General features: G+C 73.3%; 12 protein-coding genes. 8 read left to right on the forward strand and 4 right to left on the reverse strand.

Translation table 11 applies throughout. The features are described 5' to 3' along the window. Positions 1 to 411: 411 nt before the first annotated feature. On the forward strand, positions 412 to 1,755 hold the full coding sequence (locus tag AB0958_RS42110; protein ID WP_366895791.1) for a tetratricopeptide repeat protein: 1,344 nt from the start codon (positions 412 to 414) through the stop codon (positions 1,753 to 1,755). 48 nt (positions 1,756 to 1,803) lie between these two features. Here AB0958_RS42110 and AB0958_RS42115 read toward each other — a convergent pair whose 3' ends face one another. Then, positions 1,804 to 2,574, reverse strand: coding sequence for a hypothetical protein (locus tag AB0958_RS42115; protein ID WP_366895792.1), 771 nt, complete (start codon positions 2,572 to 2,574; stop codon positions 1,804 to 1,806). 347 nt (positions 2,575 to 2,921) lie between these two features. Between AB0958_RS42115 and AB0958_RS42120 the strand changes: the two genes are divergently transcribed. After that, the gene (locus AB0958_RS42120) at positions 2,922 to 3,998 is read left to right on the forward strand and encodes a nucleoside hydrolase (RefSeq protein ID WP_366895793.1); all 1,077 of its coding nucleotides are present in this window, start codon (positions 2,922 to 2,924) and stop codon (positions 3,996 to 3,998) included. A gap of 97 nt (positions 3,999 to 4,095) precedes the next feature. On the opposite strand, the gene AB0958_RS42125 is transcribed toward AB0958_RS42120, so the two are convergent. Beyond that, a complete protein-coding gene (locus tag AB0958_RS42125) occupies positions 4,096 to 5,061 on the reverse strand; it encodes an LAETG motif-containing sortase-dependent surface protein (protein WP_366895794.1) in 966 nt (321 codons plus the stop codon). A 344-nt stretch (positions 5,062 to 5,405) separates the two neighbouring features. Here AB0958_RS42125 and AB0958_RS42130 point away from each other — a divergent pair, with 344 nt between their 5' ends. After that, the gene (locus tag AB0958_RS42130) at positions 5,406 to 7,052 is read left to right on the forward strand and encodes a glycoside hydrolase family 13 protein (protein WP_366895795.1); all 1,647 of its coding nucleotides are present in this window, start codon (positions 5,406 to 5,408) and stop codon (positions 7,050 to 7,052) included. On the opposite strand, the gene AB0958_RS42135 is transcribed toward AB0958_RS42130, so the two are convergent. Beyond that, a complete protein-coding gene (locus tag AB0958_RS42135) occupies positions 7,053 to 7,808 on the reverse strand; it encodes a DUF4142 domain-containing protein (RefSeq protein ID WP_132888510.1) in 756 nt (251 codons plus the stop codon). Positions 7,809 to 8,058: 250 nt separating this feature from the next. Here AB0958_RS42135 and AB0958_RS42140 point away from each other — a divergent pair, with 250 nt between their 5' ends. The 3 genes from AB0958_RS42140 to AB0958_RS42150 all read left to right on the forward strand — a co-directional run bounded on the left by AB0958_RS42140 (position 8,059) and on the right by AB0958_RS42150 (position 10,371). After that, complete coding sequence (locus tag AB0958_RS42140; RefSeq protein WP_366895796.1) at positions 8,059 to 8,727, forward strand: DUF6445 family protein; 669 nt, start codon at positions 8,059 to 8,061, stop codon at positions 8,725 to 8,727. Positions 8,728 to 8,866: 139 nt separating this feature from the next. Continuing rightward, entirely contained in the window at positions 8,867 to 9,613 is a 747-nt protein-coding gene (locus AB0958_RS42145) for a DUF4232 domain-containing protein (protein WP_366895797.1), read from the forward strand. A gap of 89 nt (positions 9,614 to 9,702) precedes the next feature. Further along, complete coding sequence (locus tag AB0958_RS42150) at positions 9,703 to 10,371, forward strand: hypothetical protein (protein WP_366895798.1); 669 nt, start codon at positions 9,703 to 9,705, stop codon at positions 10,369 to 10,371. Between the two features lie 75 nt (positions 10,372 to 10,446). Here the strand turns inward: AB0958_RS42150 and AB0958_RS42155 are convergent, their stop codons facing one another. Then, the gene (locus tag AB0958_RS42155) at positions 10,447 to 10,923 is read right to left on the reverse strand and encodes a MarR family transcriptional regulator (RefSeq protein ID WP_366895799.1); all 477 of its coding nucleotides are present in this window, start codon (positions 10,921 to 10,923) and stop codon (positions 10,447 to 10,449) included. A gap of 83 nt (positions 10,924 to 11,006) precedes the next feature. Between AB0958_RS42155 and AB0958_RS42160 the strand changes: the two genes are divergently transcribed. Beyond that, complete coding sequence (locus tag AB0958_RS42160) at positions 11,007 to 11,930, forward strand: alpha/beta hydrolase (protein WP_366895800.1); 924 nt, start codon at positions 11,007 to 11,009, stop codon at positions 11,928 to 11,930. 115 nt (positions 11,931 to 12,045) lie between these two features. Beyond that, entirely contained in the window at positions 12,046 to 12,711 is a 666-nt protein-coding gene (locus AB0958_RS42165; protein ID WP_366895801.1) for an SDR family NAD(P)-dependent oxidoreductase, read from the forward strand. Positions 12,712 to 12,824 lie beyond the last annotated feature (113 nt).

A 12,824-nucleotide genomic window follows, 5' to 3' on the forward strand; every position in this document is an offset into this window, starting at 1 on the left:
GGTGGCTCCGCCACATGACCCGCCACCCCGCACGCCGATCGCACGCACCGAACGCCGCTCCTTCTTCCACGGAGATCCATCAGAAGGGCCCTAGCGGTCGACGGTGCGCTGTGCCGTGGTCGGGGCCTGGGAACCGGTGGAGTCGTCCGTCGCTCCGGCCGGTCCGACGGTGCCGGCCGTGACGAGTGCCGCCACCGCGACGACGGCGGCGGCGATACTACGGAAGGCAGGGGTCCCCCCGATCGAGCGGATCCGGGACCGGGGACGTGCGGCAGGGCGTGCGGATAAGCGTCCGAGCACGGCGACCTCGCAACGACAGGGGCGGGTTAAGCGGGTTTAATCCGCCGTTTAACCTAGGCGCTGACAGAGTGCAACGGCAAGGGGTCCAGGGGGAGTTGGGGGAGTGGCAGGATGCAGGAACGGGACGATCCGGAGACCATCGGCCGACGGGTGCAGCAGCTGCGCGGTGAACGGGGGCTGACCCAGCGGCAGCTGGCCGAGCCGGCCTACACGCCTGCCTACATCTCCACCCTGGAGGCGGGCCGGGTGCGGGCCTCGGACGAGGCGCTCCGCCATATCGCCGGGCGGCTCGGCGTCGGCTTCGAGGAGCTGGCCAGCGGGCGCCCCGCCCACCTCGCCACCGACCTCAGGCTGCGGCTCACCGAGGCACAGCGCACCCTCGCCACCGGCGCCGCCGAGGAGGCCGCCGCCCAGTACGCGGCCCTCTTCGAGGAGGCGGAGGCGCACGGGCTGGCCGAGGAGCAGGCCACCGCACTGCTCGGCCTGGGCGAATGCGCCCTGGACACCGGAGAGCTGGGGCAGGCCAGGGAGTACTTCGAGCGGGCCGAGCTGCGGACGGCGGACCAGCCGCTGCCGGTGCGCGTCCCCGCGATCCGCGGCCGGGCCGTCAGCCACTACCTCGCCGGTGAACTCCGTTACGCCGTCTACCTCCTCGAGTCCACCCTCGACGAGCTCAACCGGGGCGGCCTGCACGACCCCGACGCGCTGCTCCTCCTCTACGCCTCCGCCATCGGCCCCTACATGGACATGGGCGCCCACGCCCGTGCCGCCCAGGCCGCCGAACTCGCCCTCGCCCTCGCCCCGCAGTCCGGCGACCCCGCCCTGATCGCCCGGATGCACCGCTCCGTCGCCCGCACCCTGCTCGCCGAGGGCCGGGCCGCCGAGGCCGACGCCTCCCTCGCGAAGGCCGCCGAGCTGTACCGCCAGCTCCACCTGCGCACCGAACTCGCCAACTGCCACTGGATGCGCGGCTACGTCTGCGCCCAGAACGGTGAACTGGAGCGGGCAGAGAGCGAGTTGCGGGAGGCGCTGGCGATGCTCTCGGAGACCCGGGCCGCCCTGTACCGCAGCCAGGCCGCCGTGGAACTGGCCGACGTCCTGCACCGCCGGGGCAAGTCGGACGAGGCCGCCGAACTCCTCCAGGACGTCCTCGGCGACTTCAACTCCGAGCGTGGCGCCGTGCATTCGGCCGCCGCCCACCGGCTGCTCGGCATCATCGCCGAGGACGCCAGGGACACCGAGTCGGCCGAGGAGCACTACGTGCGGGCGCTGAGCCTGCTGGAGCGGGCGGGCGCGGCCGGTGACCTGGCGGACCTGTGCCGGCTGCTCGGCGACCTGCTGCGCCGCACCGGCCGGGTGGAGGCGGCCCTCGACGCCTACCGCACCGGCCTCGGCCACCGCACGGCCCCCGGCACGACGACCCTGGGGCCGGCTCCGGCCCAGCCACCGCTGTGAGAGGGGGGCAGGGAACCAGCCGCGGGGATGCCGGGCGGCAGCGGGACCTCAGGCCTGCGCCCGCCCCTTCTCCCGTACCTGCGCGAGACGCTGGACGCCGATGCGGAGGACCTGCTCGGTGGTGTCCGCGGGGAGGGTGCCGAGGGCGCCGGTGGTGAGGACGATCGCGTCGTCGCCGACGCGGACCACGGCGACGTCGAGGGTGAGGGTGCTGGGGTCGGCGTCGGCGGACGCCTGCCAGGTGAGGGTGACCCGCAGCCCCTGCCGTGCGTCCCCGAGCCCGGACAGCCGGGTGTCGGCGACCTGGACGAGTTCGGCACCGGCGCCGGTCGTCTGCGCCGTGAACCGTCCGCAGCTGCCGGGCAGCGTCCGCAGCCAGGCCAGCGTCCGGTCGACGTCGGCGGCGCGGCTCGCGTCGACCTGGTAGCGCAGCTGGGCGGCGTCGTCGCCGTCGTCGAGGACGACGACGGCCTGCGGTCCGGCCGGAGCGCCGACCACGTCCTCGGCGTACAGGGCGTCGAGCAGCCGCTGGCAGTCCGGTTGCCCGGTGGTCGCCTTGAGCAGCCCGTCGTGCCAGGTGGCGGTGGAGTCGGCGGCCGTCCACGGCACCCCCAGGTCGGCCTCGTTGATCAGCGCGGCCTGCGCCTGGTCGACGGTGAGCACCGGGGGGCCGGGGGCGCCGGGCGTGGCGGCGGGGGCGGGCCGTTCGGCGGCGGCCCGGGCGGAGTCGGACGCGGCGCCCGGCGGCGAGGTGCCCGCCGTACACGCGGAAACGGCGAGCAGCCCGACCACGGCAAGACCGGAGACGGTGACTCTCATGGCGGGGCCTCCCCGGAGACCAGGAGCAGCGGCGAAAACGGCTGCTCCCCACGCCACCATCACCCGCCCGCCACCACCACCGCTCCGACCCGACCGGGTGACCCGCCCCGCCCGGACGGCCCCCGGGGCTGTTCATCCGGGCCCGGTCCCCGGGGGCCCACCGGCCGCCGAGCGAGGGAAAGACGCCGGACGCGGAAAGCGAACGCAGGCGTTCCGAGTCGGCGGCAGCGAAAGCGTTGTGCACGGCTCCCGCCGTTCGCTCCGCATCCGTGGGGCCGGACGGTACCGGGGCGGCCGGAAAGGTCCCGTCGCGCCGCATAGAGTCGCGCTGACGGAAGGAGCACCCCATGGCCGGTCAGCGGATTCCTGTGGTCATCGACTGTGACACCGGGGTCGACGACGCCCTCGCCCTGCTGTTCGCCGTCCGGCACCCGGGGCTGGAGTTGCGTGCGGTGACCTGTGTCGCCGGGAACACGGACGTGGACGGGGTGGTCCGGAACACCCTGACCGTGCTGGAGCGGGCCGGGGCCGGGGACGTCCCGGTCGCCCGGGGGGCCGAGCGGCCGTTGGTCGAAGCGGTCCGGTCGGCCCGGCACGTGCACGGGGCGGACGGGATGGGCGACCTCGGGCTGCCCGCGCCGACCCGGCGGCCCGTCGACGTCGACGCCGTCACGCTGCTGCGCCACGAGATCCTCGCCTCGCCCCGGCCGGTCACCCTGATCCCCACCGCGCCGCTCACCAACATCGCCCTGCTGCTGCGCACCCACCCCGAGGTCACCCGGAACATCGAGCGGATCGTGTTCATGGGCGGTGCGGTCGCCACCGGGAACGCCACGCCGGTCGCCGAGTTCAACGTCTGGCACGACCCCGAGGCGGCCGCCGTCCTGCTCACCGCCGGGGTGCCGATCACCATGTACGGCCTGGACGTCTTCCAGCGGGTCGTGGTGCCGGGCGCGGAGGTACGACGGCTGCGCGCGAGCACGGAACCCGGCGCCCGGCTGGCCGGCGACCTGCTCGCCCACCGGCCCGCCGTCCCGAGTTCCGCCGTCCCGAGTTCCGCCGTCCCGAGTTCCGCCGGTGCCGACGGCGACGATCCGGCCGGCGGCCTCGGTGACGCCGGCGCGGTGTGTGCCGTGGCCGACCCGGCGGGGCTCACCACCCGGCTCCTGCCGGTCGAGGTGTCACTGGCCCCCGGCCCGACCCGCGGGCAGACGATCGTCGACCGGCGCGCCCGCCCCGGCGAGGCCGAGATCCACGGCGGTGGCCGGGAACGGGCCATGGTGGACGTGGCGCTCGACGTGGACGTGCCGCGCTACGTGCGCCTCTATCTGAGCACGGTCACGGAGACGGCCGCGGGGACGGCTGCCGAGCGGGCCGCGGGGACGGCTGCGGACGGCCCGGACGGGCCGGGCGGGAACGGCTGAGAAACCCTTGAGCCGGACGGTGGCAGCGACCACGCCCGACACGCGTGTGCCCGGCCGTCCGTGACGACCGGACGCACGCGTGTCGGGCGTCGGCCCGTCAGGCGCGGGTCGCCTTGCGGCGCCGCGTCGCGACGACGATCGCGCCGCCGCCGGCCAGCAGCACGGCCGCGCCGCCCACGAGGTAGCCGGTGCTGGAGCTGGCGCCGGTGTGGGCGAGGCCGCCGCCACCACCGCTGCCGGAGTCGGTGCTGGGGGCCGGGGCCGGGGTGGTGCTGGACTCGGACGCGGAGGGCGACGGGGTGGCCGTACCGGTCGACGCGCTCTCCGAGGGCGCCGGGGTGGTGGTCTCCTCGGCCGGGGTGGACGGCTGGGCCGGGGTGGACTCCGACTCCGAGGGCGCCGGGGCGGACGGGGACGGCGAGGGCGACGAGGACTCGCCGGTGGAGCAGTCCTTCGTGCCGCCGTTCCAGGACGCGATCAGCTTGTCCTTGATGACCGCGTGGTCCGGGCCGGCCGGCAGGTCACCGTGGACGAAGCCGTCGTTGGCGTCCTTCCTGCCGTCGAACTTGACGGCGCCCCGGTAGAGGTCGATCTGCGCGAAGCAGCCGGCGTCCGGGACCGCGATGTCGAGGGAGTCGGTCTGGCCCTGCTTGACCGTCACCGAGTCGAAGTCGACGAAGATCTGCTCGCCGGAGGTGGCGAAGGTCGGGCCGTGCGCGATGTAGGAGGCGAGCGAGGCGGTGCAGCTCGCGGCGCCACCGGCGGCGCGGACCTTCAGGTGCACCTTGCCGTCCTCGGTGACCTTCAGGTTCTGGTCGTCGACCTTCACCGAGTCGAAGAAGTTCGAGCCGTCGATCGAGAACTGGCACTTGTCCGTGCCGGTCTCCGTGCCGGCCCCGGTGCCCGGGCTGTAGTGGCCGCCGGAGTTCCAGCCGTCACCGCCGGGGGCACCGCCGTGGGCCCAGGCGCCGGAGGCGCCCGCGACGGCGGCGGCACACAGGGCGAACGACGCGACGCCCGTCCCCAGCAGGCGGCGCGCGGTGACATGGCTGGCTATGGACATGGATATCCCATCGTGCGGAGAAGCCGCGCAAGGCAGCGGAAGCGAAAGCACAGCGAAGAAACACCGGGCTCGTCGGTCACATGCGCCACAGTGTGCGGACCATGGTGGTTGGCCTCGCCGAACCGTGTCAACCTGCCGTGAAGCAGGGTTCGTTCGGAGGTCATCACAACTCCCTCACACAGGGAACGAACGGCTCCGGTCGGGGTGAAGGTTCGCTTTCGCGGCAATATGGACAGGCTTCATGTCGGTGTCTCTCCGTCCGTGTCTCTCCGTCCGTGTCTCTCCGTCCGTGTCTCTCCGTCCGAGTCGCTTCGTCCGAGTCGCTCCGTCCGAAAGGAACACGCGTGGTCGACCTCTCCTCCAGGAACCCCGACTGGTGGCGCCAGGCCGTGATCTACCAGGTGTATCCGCGCAGCTTCGCCGACGCGGACGGCGACGGGCTCGGTGACCTCAAGGGCATCACCGAGCGGCTGTCCCACCTCGGCGCGCTCGGCGTGGACGCGCTGTGGCTCAGCCCGTTCTACCCGTCCGAGCTGGCCGACGGCGGCTACGACGTCGCCGACCACCGGAACGTGGACCCCCGTCTCGGCACCCTCGACGACTTCGACGCGATGGTCGCCGAGGCGCACCGGCTGGGCCTGAAGGTGATCGTCGACATCGTCCCCAACCACACCTCGCACCTGCACCCCTGGTTCCAGGAGGCCCTGCGGGCCGGTCCCGGCTCCTCGGCCCGGGACCGCTACGTCTTCCGGCCCGGCCGCGGCGCGCACGGTGAACTCCCGCCGTCCGACTGGCAGTCGGTGTTCGGCGGCAGCGCCTGGCGGCGGGCCCCGGACGGCGAGTGGTACCTGCACCTCTTCGCGCCCGAACAGCCCGACCTGAACTGGGAGCACGAGGAGGTCCGCGCCGACTTCCGCACCACCCTGCGCTTCTGGTCGGACCGGGGCGTCGACGGCTTCCGGGTCGACGTGGCCCACGCCCTGGTGAAGGACCTCGCCGAACCACTGCGGGACGTGGCGGAGTTCGGGGCGACCGGTGAGGAGGCGCTGGAGCGGGTGGAGCCGGGCACCCACCCCTACTGGGACCGTGACGAGGTGCACGAGATCTACCGCGACTGGCGCAAGATCTTCGACGCCTACGGCCCGCCCCGCACGGCCGTCGCCGAGGCCTGGGTCCCCGGCGCCCGCCGCGCTCTGTACGCACGCCCCGACGAACTGGGCCAGGCCTTCAACTTCGAGTACCTCCAAGCTCCCTGGGACGCGGACGCGCTGCGTCAGGTGATCGCCGACTCGCTGGCCACCGCCCACGCGGCCGGCGCCTCCGCCACCTGGGTGCTGTCCAACCACGACGTCGTACGGCACGCCTCCCGGCTGTCGCTGCCGGCCGGCACCGACGAGAACGCCTGGCTGCTGTCCGGCGGCCACGCCCCGGCGGTCGACGCCGGACAGGGCCTGCGGCGGGCGCGCGCCGCCACCCTGCTCATGCTGGCGCTGCCCGGCTCGTCGTACGTCTACCAGGGTGAGGAACTGGGCCTGCCCGAGGTCGCCGACCTGCCCACGGCCGTCCTCCAGGACCCGATCTGGGAGCAGACGGGCCATGTCCGCAAGGGCCGCGACGGCTGCCGGGTGCCGCTGCCGTGGACGACGGGCGGACCGTCGTACGGCTTCGGGGCGGGCGGTGCCTGGCTGCCGCAGCCCTCGTGGTTCGCGTCGTACGCCGTCGAGGCGCAGGCCGGTACCGAGGGCTCCACCCTGGAGTTCTACCGCACCGCGCTGCGGCTGCGCCGCAAGCTGCTCGACGGCGAGACGCTGACCTGGGCCGAGGCCCCCGAGGGTGTGCTGCACTTCGCCCGGTCGGACGGCTGGCGGTGCGTCACGAACGTGTCGCACGCGCCGGTGCCGCTGCCGCCGGGCGAAGTGCTGCTCGCCAGCGTGCCGTTGCCGCTTGACGGCACGCTGCCGTCGGACACCACGGTGTGGCTGGGCGCCTGATCAGCCGGCGGTGGGAGCAGGGGTCCCGCCGTTGCCGACGCCGGCGCCGCTGCCCGTGAAGCCGGGCTCGCCCGGCAGGGCCGGCGGCTTGGTCGTGCTGTTGACCGGCGGGGTGAGCACGACCTGCGGCTGGCCCGGGTCCGGCGGCGGCGGGGTCAGGTCGGTGGCGGGCAGCTTCGGCGGGGTCGTCTCCTGGAAGAGGACCGAGGGGAAGTCGACCAGGCCGGTCTGCTCCATCACCGTGATGTGGTCGAGCACCGTGGCGTTGGCCTGGTCGGCGAGGGTGCGCACCAGGGTGTTCGTGGTGGTGGAACGAACCTTCGCGATGGTGTTGAAGATCGAACCGTGCGTCACGCGCAGGATGTTGGCGAAGTCGGTGTCGAACTTCTTGCCGCTGTCCGCGGTCAGGGTGCTGACGAACCCCTGCTGCTGCGGCGAGGCCACGTTGGGGATGGTGATGTTGAGCATCTGGCTGATCTTGCGGCAGCTGATGTCCAGCGCCGCGTGGCCGTCGATCAGGTGCTTGCTCGCGGTGATGACCGCCGGGGTCGTGCCCTTCTTCAGGCCGAGCTGGCCCACCGGGTACTCCCAGAGTCCGGCCGCGCGCACCTTCACCACGAAGTCCCGGTCGCCCTCGGTCAGGGGCCCCCACTGAGTGTTGGCGATGACTCTGGTGGCGGCGCTGGACGTGGTGTTGACACCCAGCATGCTCGGATAGGCGAGCGCCGCGAGGGTCAGGCTCAGGGCTCCTCCCACGAAGAGAGTGCCTGTCGCGTTACGCGAAAAGCGCACCGGTGCCTCCTGCCCGGGTCGGGGGTCCCGCGCGCAGCGGGGTCGGACGCAGGGAAGTACGGACGGGGAAGCGCCGGAAACCTTTTGGTTTGGTAAAGAACTTGTGAGGCGTTGCCCGTCGGGTTCCGCCGACTCACCATGTCTTCCTCAGGGGACGGTGATGATTTCCTCTGGTCCATGTGGGCATGACAAAGCTGGGGGCAGGCTTCGCCGCATGCCCCCACACTCCGCGCTTCCCGTGCTGCCCTACCGCAAGCCCACCAAGGGCCGTGACTACTGGGTCTTCGACGACGTCCTGCCCGACGCGGACGCCGTGCGGGAGCGCTGTCTGGCCAAGGACGACTGGGTCCAGGGGTACCCGTACACCTCGGAGACCTGGCCCGGTCTGCGCACCATGCCCGGCCTGGAACCCGCCGAACTCGACGTCGTGGAGGCGCTGGTGCGGCAGGCCACCGGCGCCGCGAAGCTGTGGGTGCAGCAGGCGCCCGGCGGCGGCACCCTGAACCACAACTGCGTGCAGGTGGTCGGCGAGGGCGAGAGCGAGCCGCGTCCGCACACGGACTCGCGGGCGCTGTGCCGGTACGCGGCGGTGCTGTACCTGAACCCGGGGGTGGCCAAGGACTGCGGTACCGCGTTCTACCGCCAGTCGCTGCCCGGCGGCCGGCTCGGCGGCAACGTCGTGCAGGCCCCGCACAACAACCTGGTCGAGGCCCTCGGTACGCGGTTCGTGCCCGGCGACCACTTCGAGGAGGACGTCCGCGTCCCGCACAAGTACAACCGGCTGCTCCTCTACAACGCCAACCTCGTGCACAGCGCGACGGGGTACGCCGGGAAGACGCTGGAGGAGAAGCGGATGACGGCGGTGTTCTTCTGGATGGCGTGAGCGGCGCCGTTCTGTAACAGCGGGCGTGACGTGACCACGACGGGTCCGTGACGGTGATCTCCGAACTTCCCCTCCGTGGACGGCATCGAAAGGGGTGTCCGGCAGAGAGCCGGGAAGAACGCACTGCTGGGGGATCCCCGTGTCGAACCGTCGTACGCACTTCCGCAAGACCGCCGCCGCCCTGACCGGTGCCGCCGCGCTGATGGCTCTGCTCACCGCGTGCAACGGCACCGCGACGGGGTCGGTGCACTCCGACGGCGGCACGGCCGCACCGGCGGCCGGAGACGCGACGGGGTCCGGTGCGACGGGCGGTTCCGGTGCGACCGGCGGGTCGGGCTCGACCGGCGGGTCCGGTTCCGCGGGCGGGTCCGGGTCGGGTGCCGCTGCCACGTCCGGGGGTGCGACCGGCTCCGGCAGCGGGAGCGGTACGTCGGGTTCGGCCGCCTCCGGGGGGTCCTCCGCCGGTGGTTCCGCCGCCGGCGTGGCCGCCTGCCAGGCCTCCCAGCTCGGCTACACCTGGGCCGACACCGGCAGCGGCAGTGGCCAGAAGCAGGCCGTGGTCGCGCTCACCAACAAGAGCGGCCACACCTGCACGATGTACGGCTTCCCGGGCGTCGACCTGGTGAACAGCGGCCGTCAGTGGTCGCTCCGGCGGACCGACGCCACCCCGCAGCGGGTCACGCTGGCGAGCGGCGCGGCCGCTCACTTCACCCTGACCTACCTCGTCGCGGAGCAGGGCGACTCCACCGCGTTCACCCCCACCACCGTGGTCATCACCGCGCCGAACCAGCGCACGTCGTACGACCTGCCCTGGCACGGCGGCGCGCTGGTGCTCCAGGACGGCGCGACGCGCCCCGGGACGTACGTCGGTCCCGTCACCCGTTAGGCGCGGGGCGTCGCGGCCCGCGATAATCGGGTCATGGCCCGACCGCACCCGCCCGCCGGACGCCCCCACCGGACACCGGCCGCCGCCAGGTGAAGCTCACCGAGCTGCACCGCCGCCTGCTGCCCGACGTCCTGTCGGCCGGTGCCGCCTGTCCCCTGGCGCTGACCGGCGACTACGCGGCCCAGGCGCACGGCCTGTTCGACCGTCCCGGCCGGACCCTCGACGTCGCGACGCAGCACGCGGCGCCCATGCGGATGATCGCCGGCACGGTGGCATCGGCGCTGCGCGACCACGGCTGGGGCGTCGTCACCCGCGAGACCGACCCGCTCTCCGCCCAACTCATGGTCACCGACGTGGTCTCGGGGGACGAGGGCGAGGTCGACATCCTCAAGGAGGCGCTCTGGCACCCCCCGGTCCGGACGGAGCTCGGTCTGACCCTGTCCCTGGAGGACGTGGTCGGCATGCGGGTCTGGGCCCTGACCGACCGCGGCCTGCCCCGTGACCTGCTGATCGTGCACGCCACGGCGGACCGCTGGTCCCTGCCCGACCTGGAGGACCTGGGCCGCCGGCACGCCCGGGACACCTTCGACCTCGCCGACCTCCAGGCCCGGCTGACCGGCATGGAATGGATGGACGACAGGGAGTTCACGGCCCTCGGCCTGGACGCCGGGGCCGTCACCGCGCTCCGGCACTGGGCCCAGAGCTGGGCGGACGACATCGCGGAACGCCTGATGGAGGCCCGGCCTCCGGAGGACTGATCCGTGCACCGGGTGATCGTCGTCCGGCAGGATCACGTGCGGGGCGGGCCGCACGGCCCACCGTCGGAGGCGCGGTCAGCCCGTGGGGAGGCCGACGCGGTCGCGTTCGAGCGCTGAGCGGAGCTCCGCGAGGACCTGTGCGGCGGCCGGTCCCGAGGGGCTGCCGAGAAGGTCCGCGGTCAGCTCCGCCAGCGTCCGGGTGAAGGTCTCCTCCGCCGCCTCGACGAGCCGCAGCCCGTCGTCGGTCAGGTCCAGCAGTGACGAGCGGCGGTCCGCCGGGTTGGTGCGCCGGGTCACCCAGGCCTGCTTCTCCAGGCGGTCGGTGCCCTTGCTGGTCGCACCGATCCCGATGGCGAACTCGACGGCCAGGTCCGCCACCCGGGACCCCGGGTGGTCGCGCAGGAAGCGCAGGAACTCGAACTGCGAGGTGACGATCCCGTGCTGCTCGCGCAACCGGTCGTTCAGCGCGTTGTACAGGCGCGTCTCGCAGCGGACGAGGTCGGAGAAGAAGCCCGGGAGGTCCACCCGGCCACCGCTTGACTTGGATGCCATGGCATATATCTTAACCTAGATTCCTAGGAATATAGTTTCTAGGAATCTAGTTCCTTGGCATGTAAGCGTCCGTGGAGGCGACGATGAGCAGGCAACAGCGCGCGGAGATCGACGCGATGGTCCGGCGGCCCCGGCCCGAGGGGCCCCGGTCGGTGGCGGAGCTCCGTGCGGGGTTCAGGGAGATGATGGCCGGGATGATCGTCCCGGCCGGGATCCGCACCCGGCCCGTGACGCTCGGCGGGCGGCCCGCGGAGCTGGTCGAACCGGCCGGCACCGCGCGGGCCGGGACGGTCCTCTACTTCCACGGCGGCGCCTACGTGTTCGGTTCACCGCGGACGGCGATGTCGCTGACGGGCAACCTGGTGGACAGGACGGGGTTCAGGGCGTTCTCGCTGGACTACCGGCTGGCCCCGGAGCACCCGTTCCCGGCCGCGGTCGAGGACGGGCTCAGCGCCTACCGCGCTCTTCTCGACGGCGGCGAGGACCCGTCGGCGATCGCGCTCGCCGGGGACTCCGCCGGGGGCGGCCTCGCCGTGACCACCTGCCTCGCCGCCCGTGACGCGGGTCTGCCGGTGCCGGCCGCGATCGTGGGGTTCTCCGCCGGGCTCGACATGACCCGGACGGGCCGGAGCATGGACGCCAAGGCGGCGGCCGACCCGTACTTCACCCGCGCGGAGCTGGCGCACACCGGGGCCATGTACCTCGCGGGGCAGGATCCGCACCAGCCGCTGCTCAGCCCCGCCGTCCTCGCCGACCTGACCGGCCTCCCCCCGATGCTGTTGCAGGCGGGCACCAACGAGGTGCTCCTGGACGACTCCACACGCATGGCGGAGCGCGCGAGGGAGGCCGGGGTGGACGTCGTCCTGGACGTCACCGCCGACGTTCCCCATGTCTTCCAGGCCTTCGCGGGCGTCCTGGAGGAAGCCGACGAGGCCCTGGACCGGGCCGCCCTCTTCCTCGCCCAGCGCATCCGCACCGGCGCCACGCCCCCCACGCCGGCGGACTGAACCCGCCGGACGGCCGGGTGGCTCCCGCGAGCGGCCTCGGGGGGTGTGTGAAGTGGGGTGGCGTGCGGTACGGAGGTAGGGGTCGGGTGCCGGTTCGGTCGTCAGGAGTCGTGTCGTGAGCAGTGTCGCCATCGTGGGGGCCGGGCCGGGGCTGGGGGCCGCGGTCGCCCGGCGGTTCGGGCGGGAGGGGTTCGGGGTGGCGCTGGTCGCCCGGAACGGCGGGCGGCTCGACGCGCTCGTCCGGGAGCTGTCCGGGCTCGGCGTCGAGGCCCGGGGGTACTCCGCCGACGTGCGGGATCCGGACGCCCTCGCCGCGGCGCTCGCGCGGGCGGCGCAGGAGCTGGGGACCGTCGAGGTGTTGCAGTACAGCCCCGTGCCGCAGGCGGACTTCATGCGGCCCGTGCTGGAGACCACCCACGCCGACCTGCGCGGGCCGGTCGAGTTCTCGGTGTACGGGCCCGTCGCCGCGGTGCAGCAGGTGCTGCCGGGGATGCGGGAGCTGGGGCGCGGGACCATCCTGTTCGTCAACGGGGGCACCGCCGTCATCCCGCACCCGGACCGGGCCGGGACGTCCGTGGCCTTCGCCGCCGAGAGCGCGTACGGGCACCTCCTGCACGACCGGCTCGCCGGGGAGGGCATCCACGTGGGGCAGCTGGTCATTCCCGGGGCGATCGTCCCCGGGCATCCGCGGAAGGACCCGGCCGTCCTCGCCGAGACGCTCTGGGGGATGCACCGCGACCGGCACGGGTTCCGGCACTACGCCGACGACCTGGAGGGCTGACCGCCACAGCCGCTCCTTCCCCGTTATGTTTTCCGCGGTCCTGCAAGAGGGCCGCTGGCTTCCGGGCCCGGCATGACTTTTGCCCCCTGTCGAACGGATGACCTGGGGGGTGG

It is taken from the genome of Streptomyces sp. NPDC006655 (assembly GCF_040703965.1).
In the GTDB taxonomy this organism is placed as follows: domain Bacteria; phylum Actinomycetota; class Actinomycetes; order Streptomycetales; family Streptomycetaceae; genus Streptomyces.

Coding starts and splice junctions, on each gene's coding strand:
- AB0958_RS42125 (WP_366895794.1), bottom strand. CDS start 5,061: ATGTCCATAGCCAGCCATGTCACCGCGCGCCGCCTGCTGGGGACGGGC.
- AB0958_RS42155 (WP_366895799.1), bottom strand. CDS start 10,923: ATGGCATCCAAGTCAAGCGGTGGCCGGGTGGACCTCCCGGGCTTCTTC.
- AB0958_RS42115 (WP_366895792.1), bottom strand. CDS start 2,574: ATGAGAGTCACCGTCTCCGGTCTTGCCGTGGTCGGGCTGCTCGCCGTT.
- AB0958_RS42140 (WP_366895796.1), top strand. CDS start 8,059: ATGCCCCCACACTCCGCGCTTCCCGTGCTGCCCTACCGCAAGCCCACC.
- AB0958_RS42110 (WP_366895791.1), top strand. CDS start 412: ATGCAGGAACGGGACGATCCGGAGACCATCGGCCGACGGGTGCAGCAG.
- AB0958_RS42160 (WP_366895800.1), top strand. CDS start 11,007: ATGAGCAGGCAACAGCGCGCGGAGATCGACGCGATGGTCCGGCGGCCC.
- AB0958_RS42120 (WP_366895793.1), top strand. CDS start 2,922: ATGGCCGGTCAGCGGATTCCTGTGGTCATCGACTGTGACACCGGGGTC.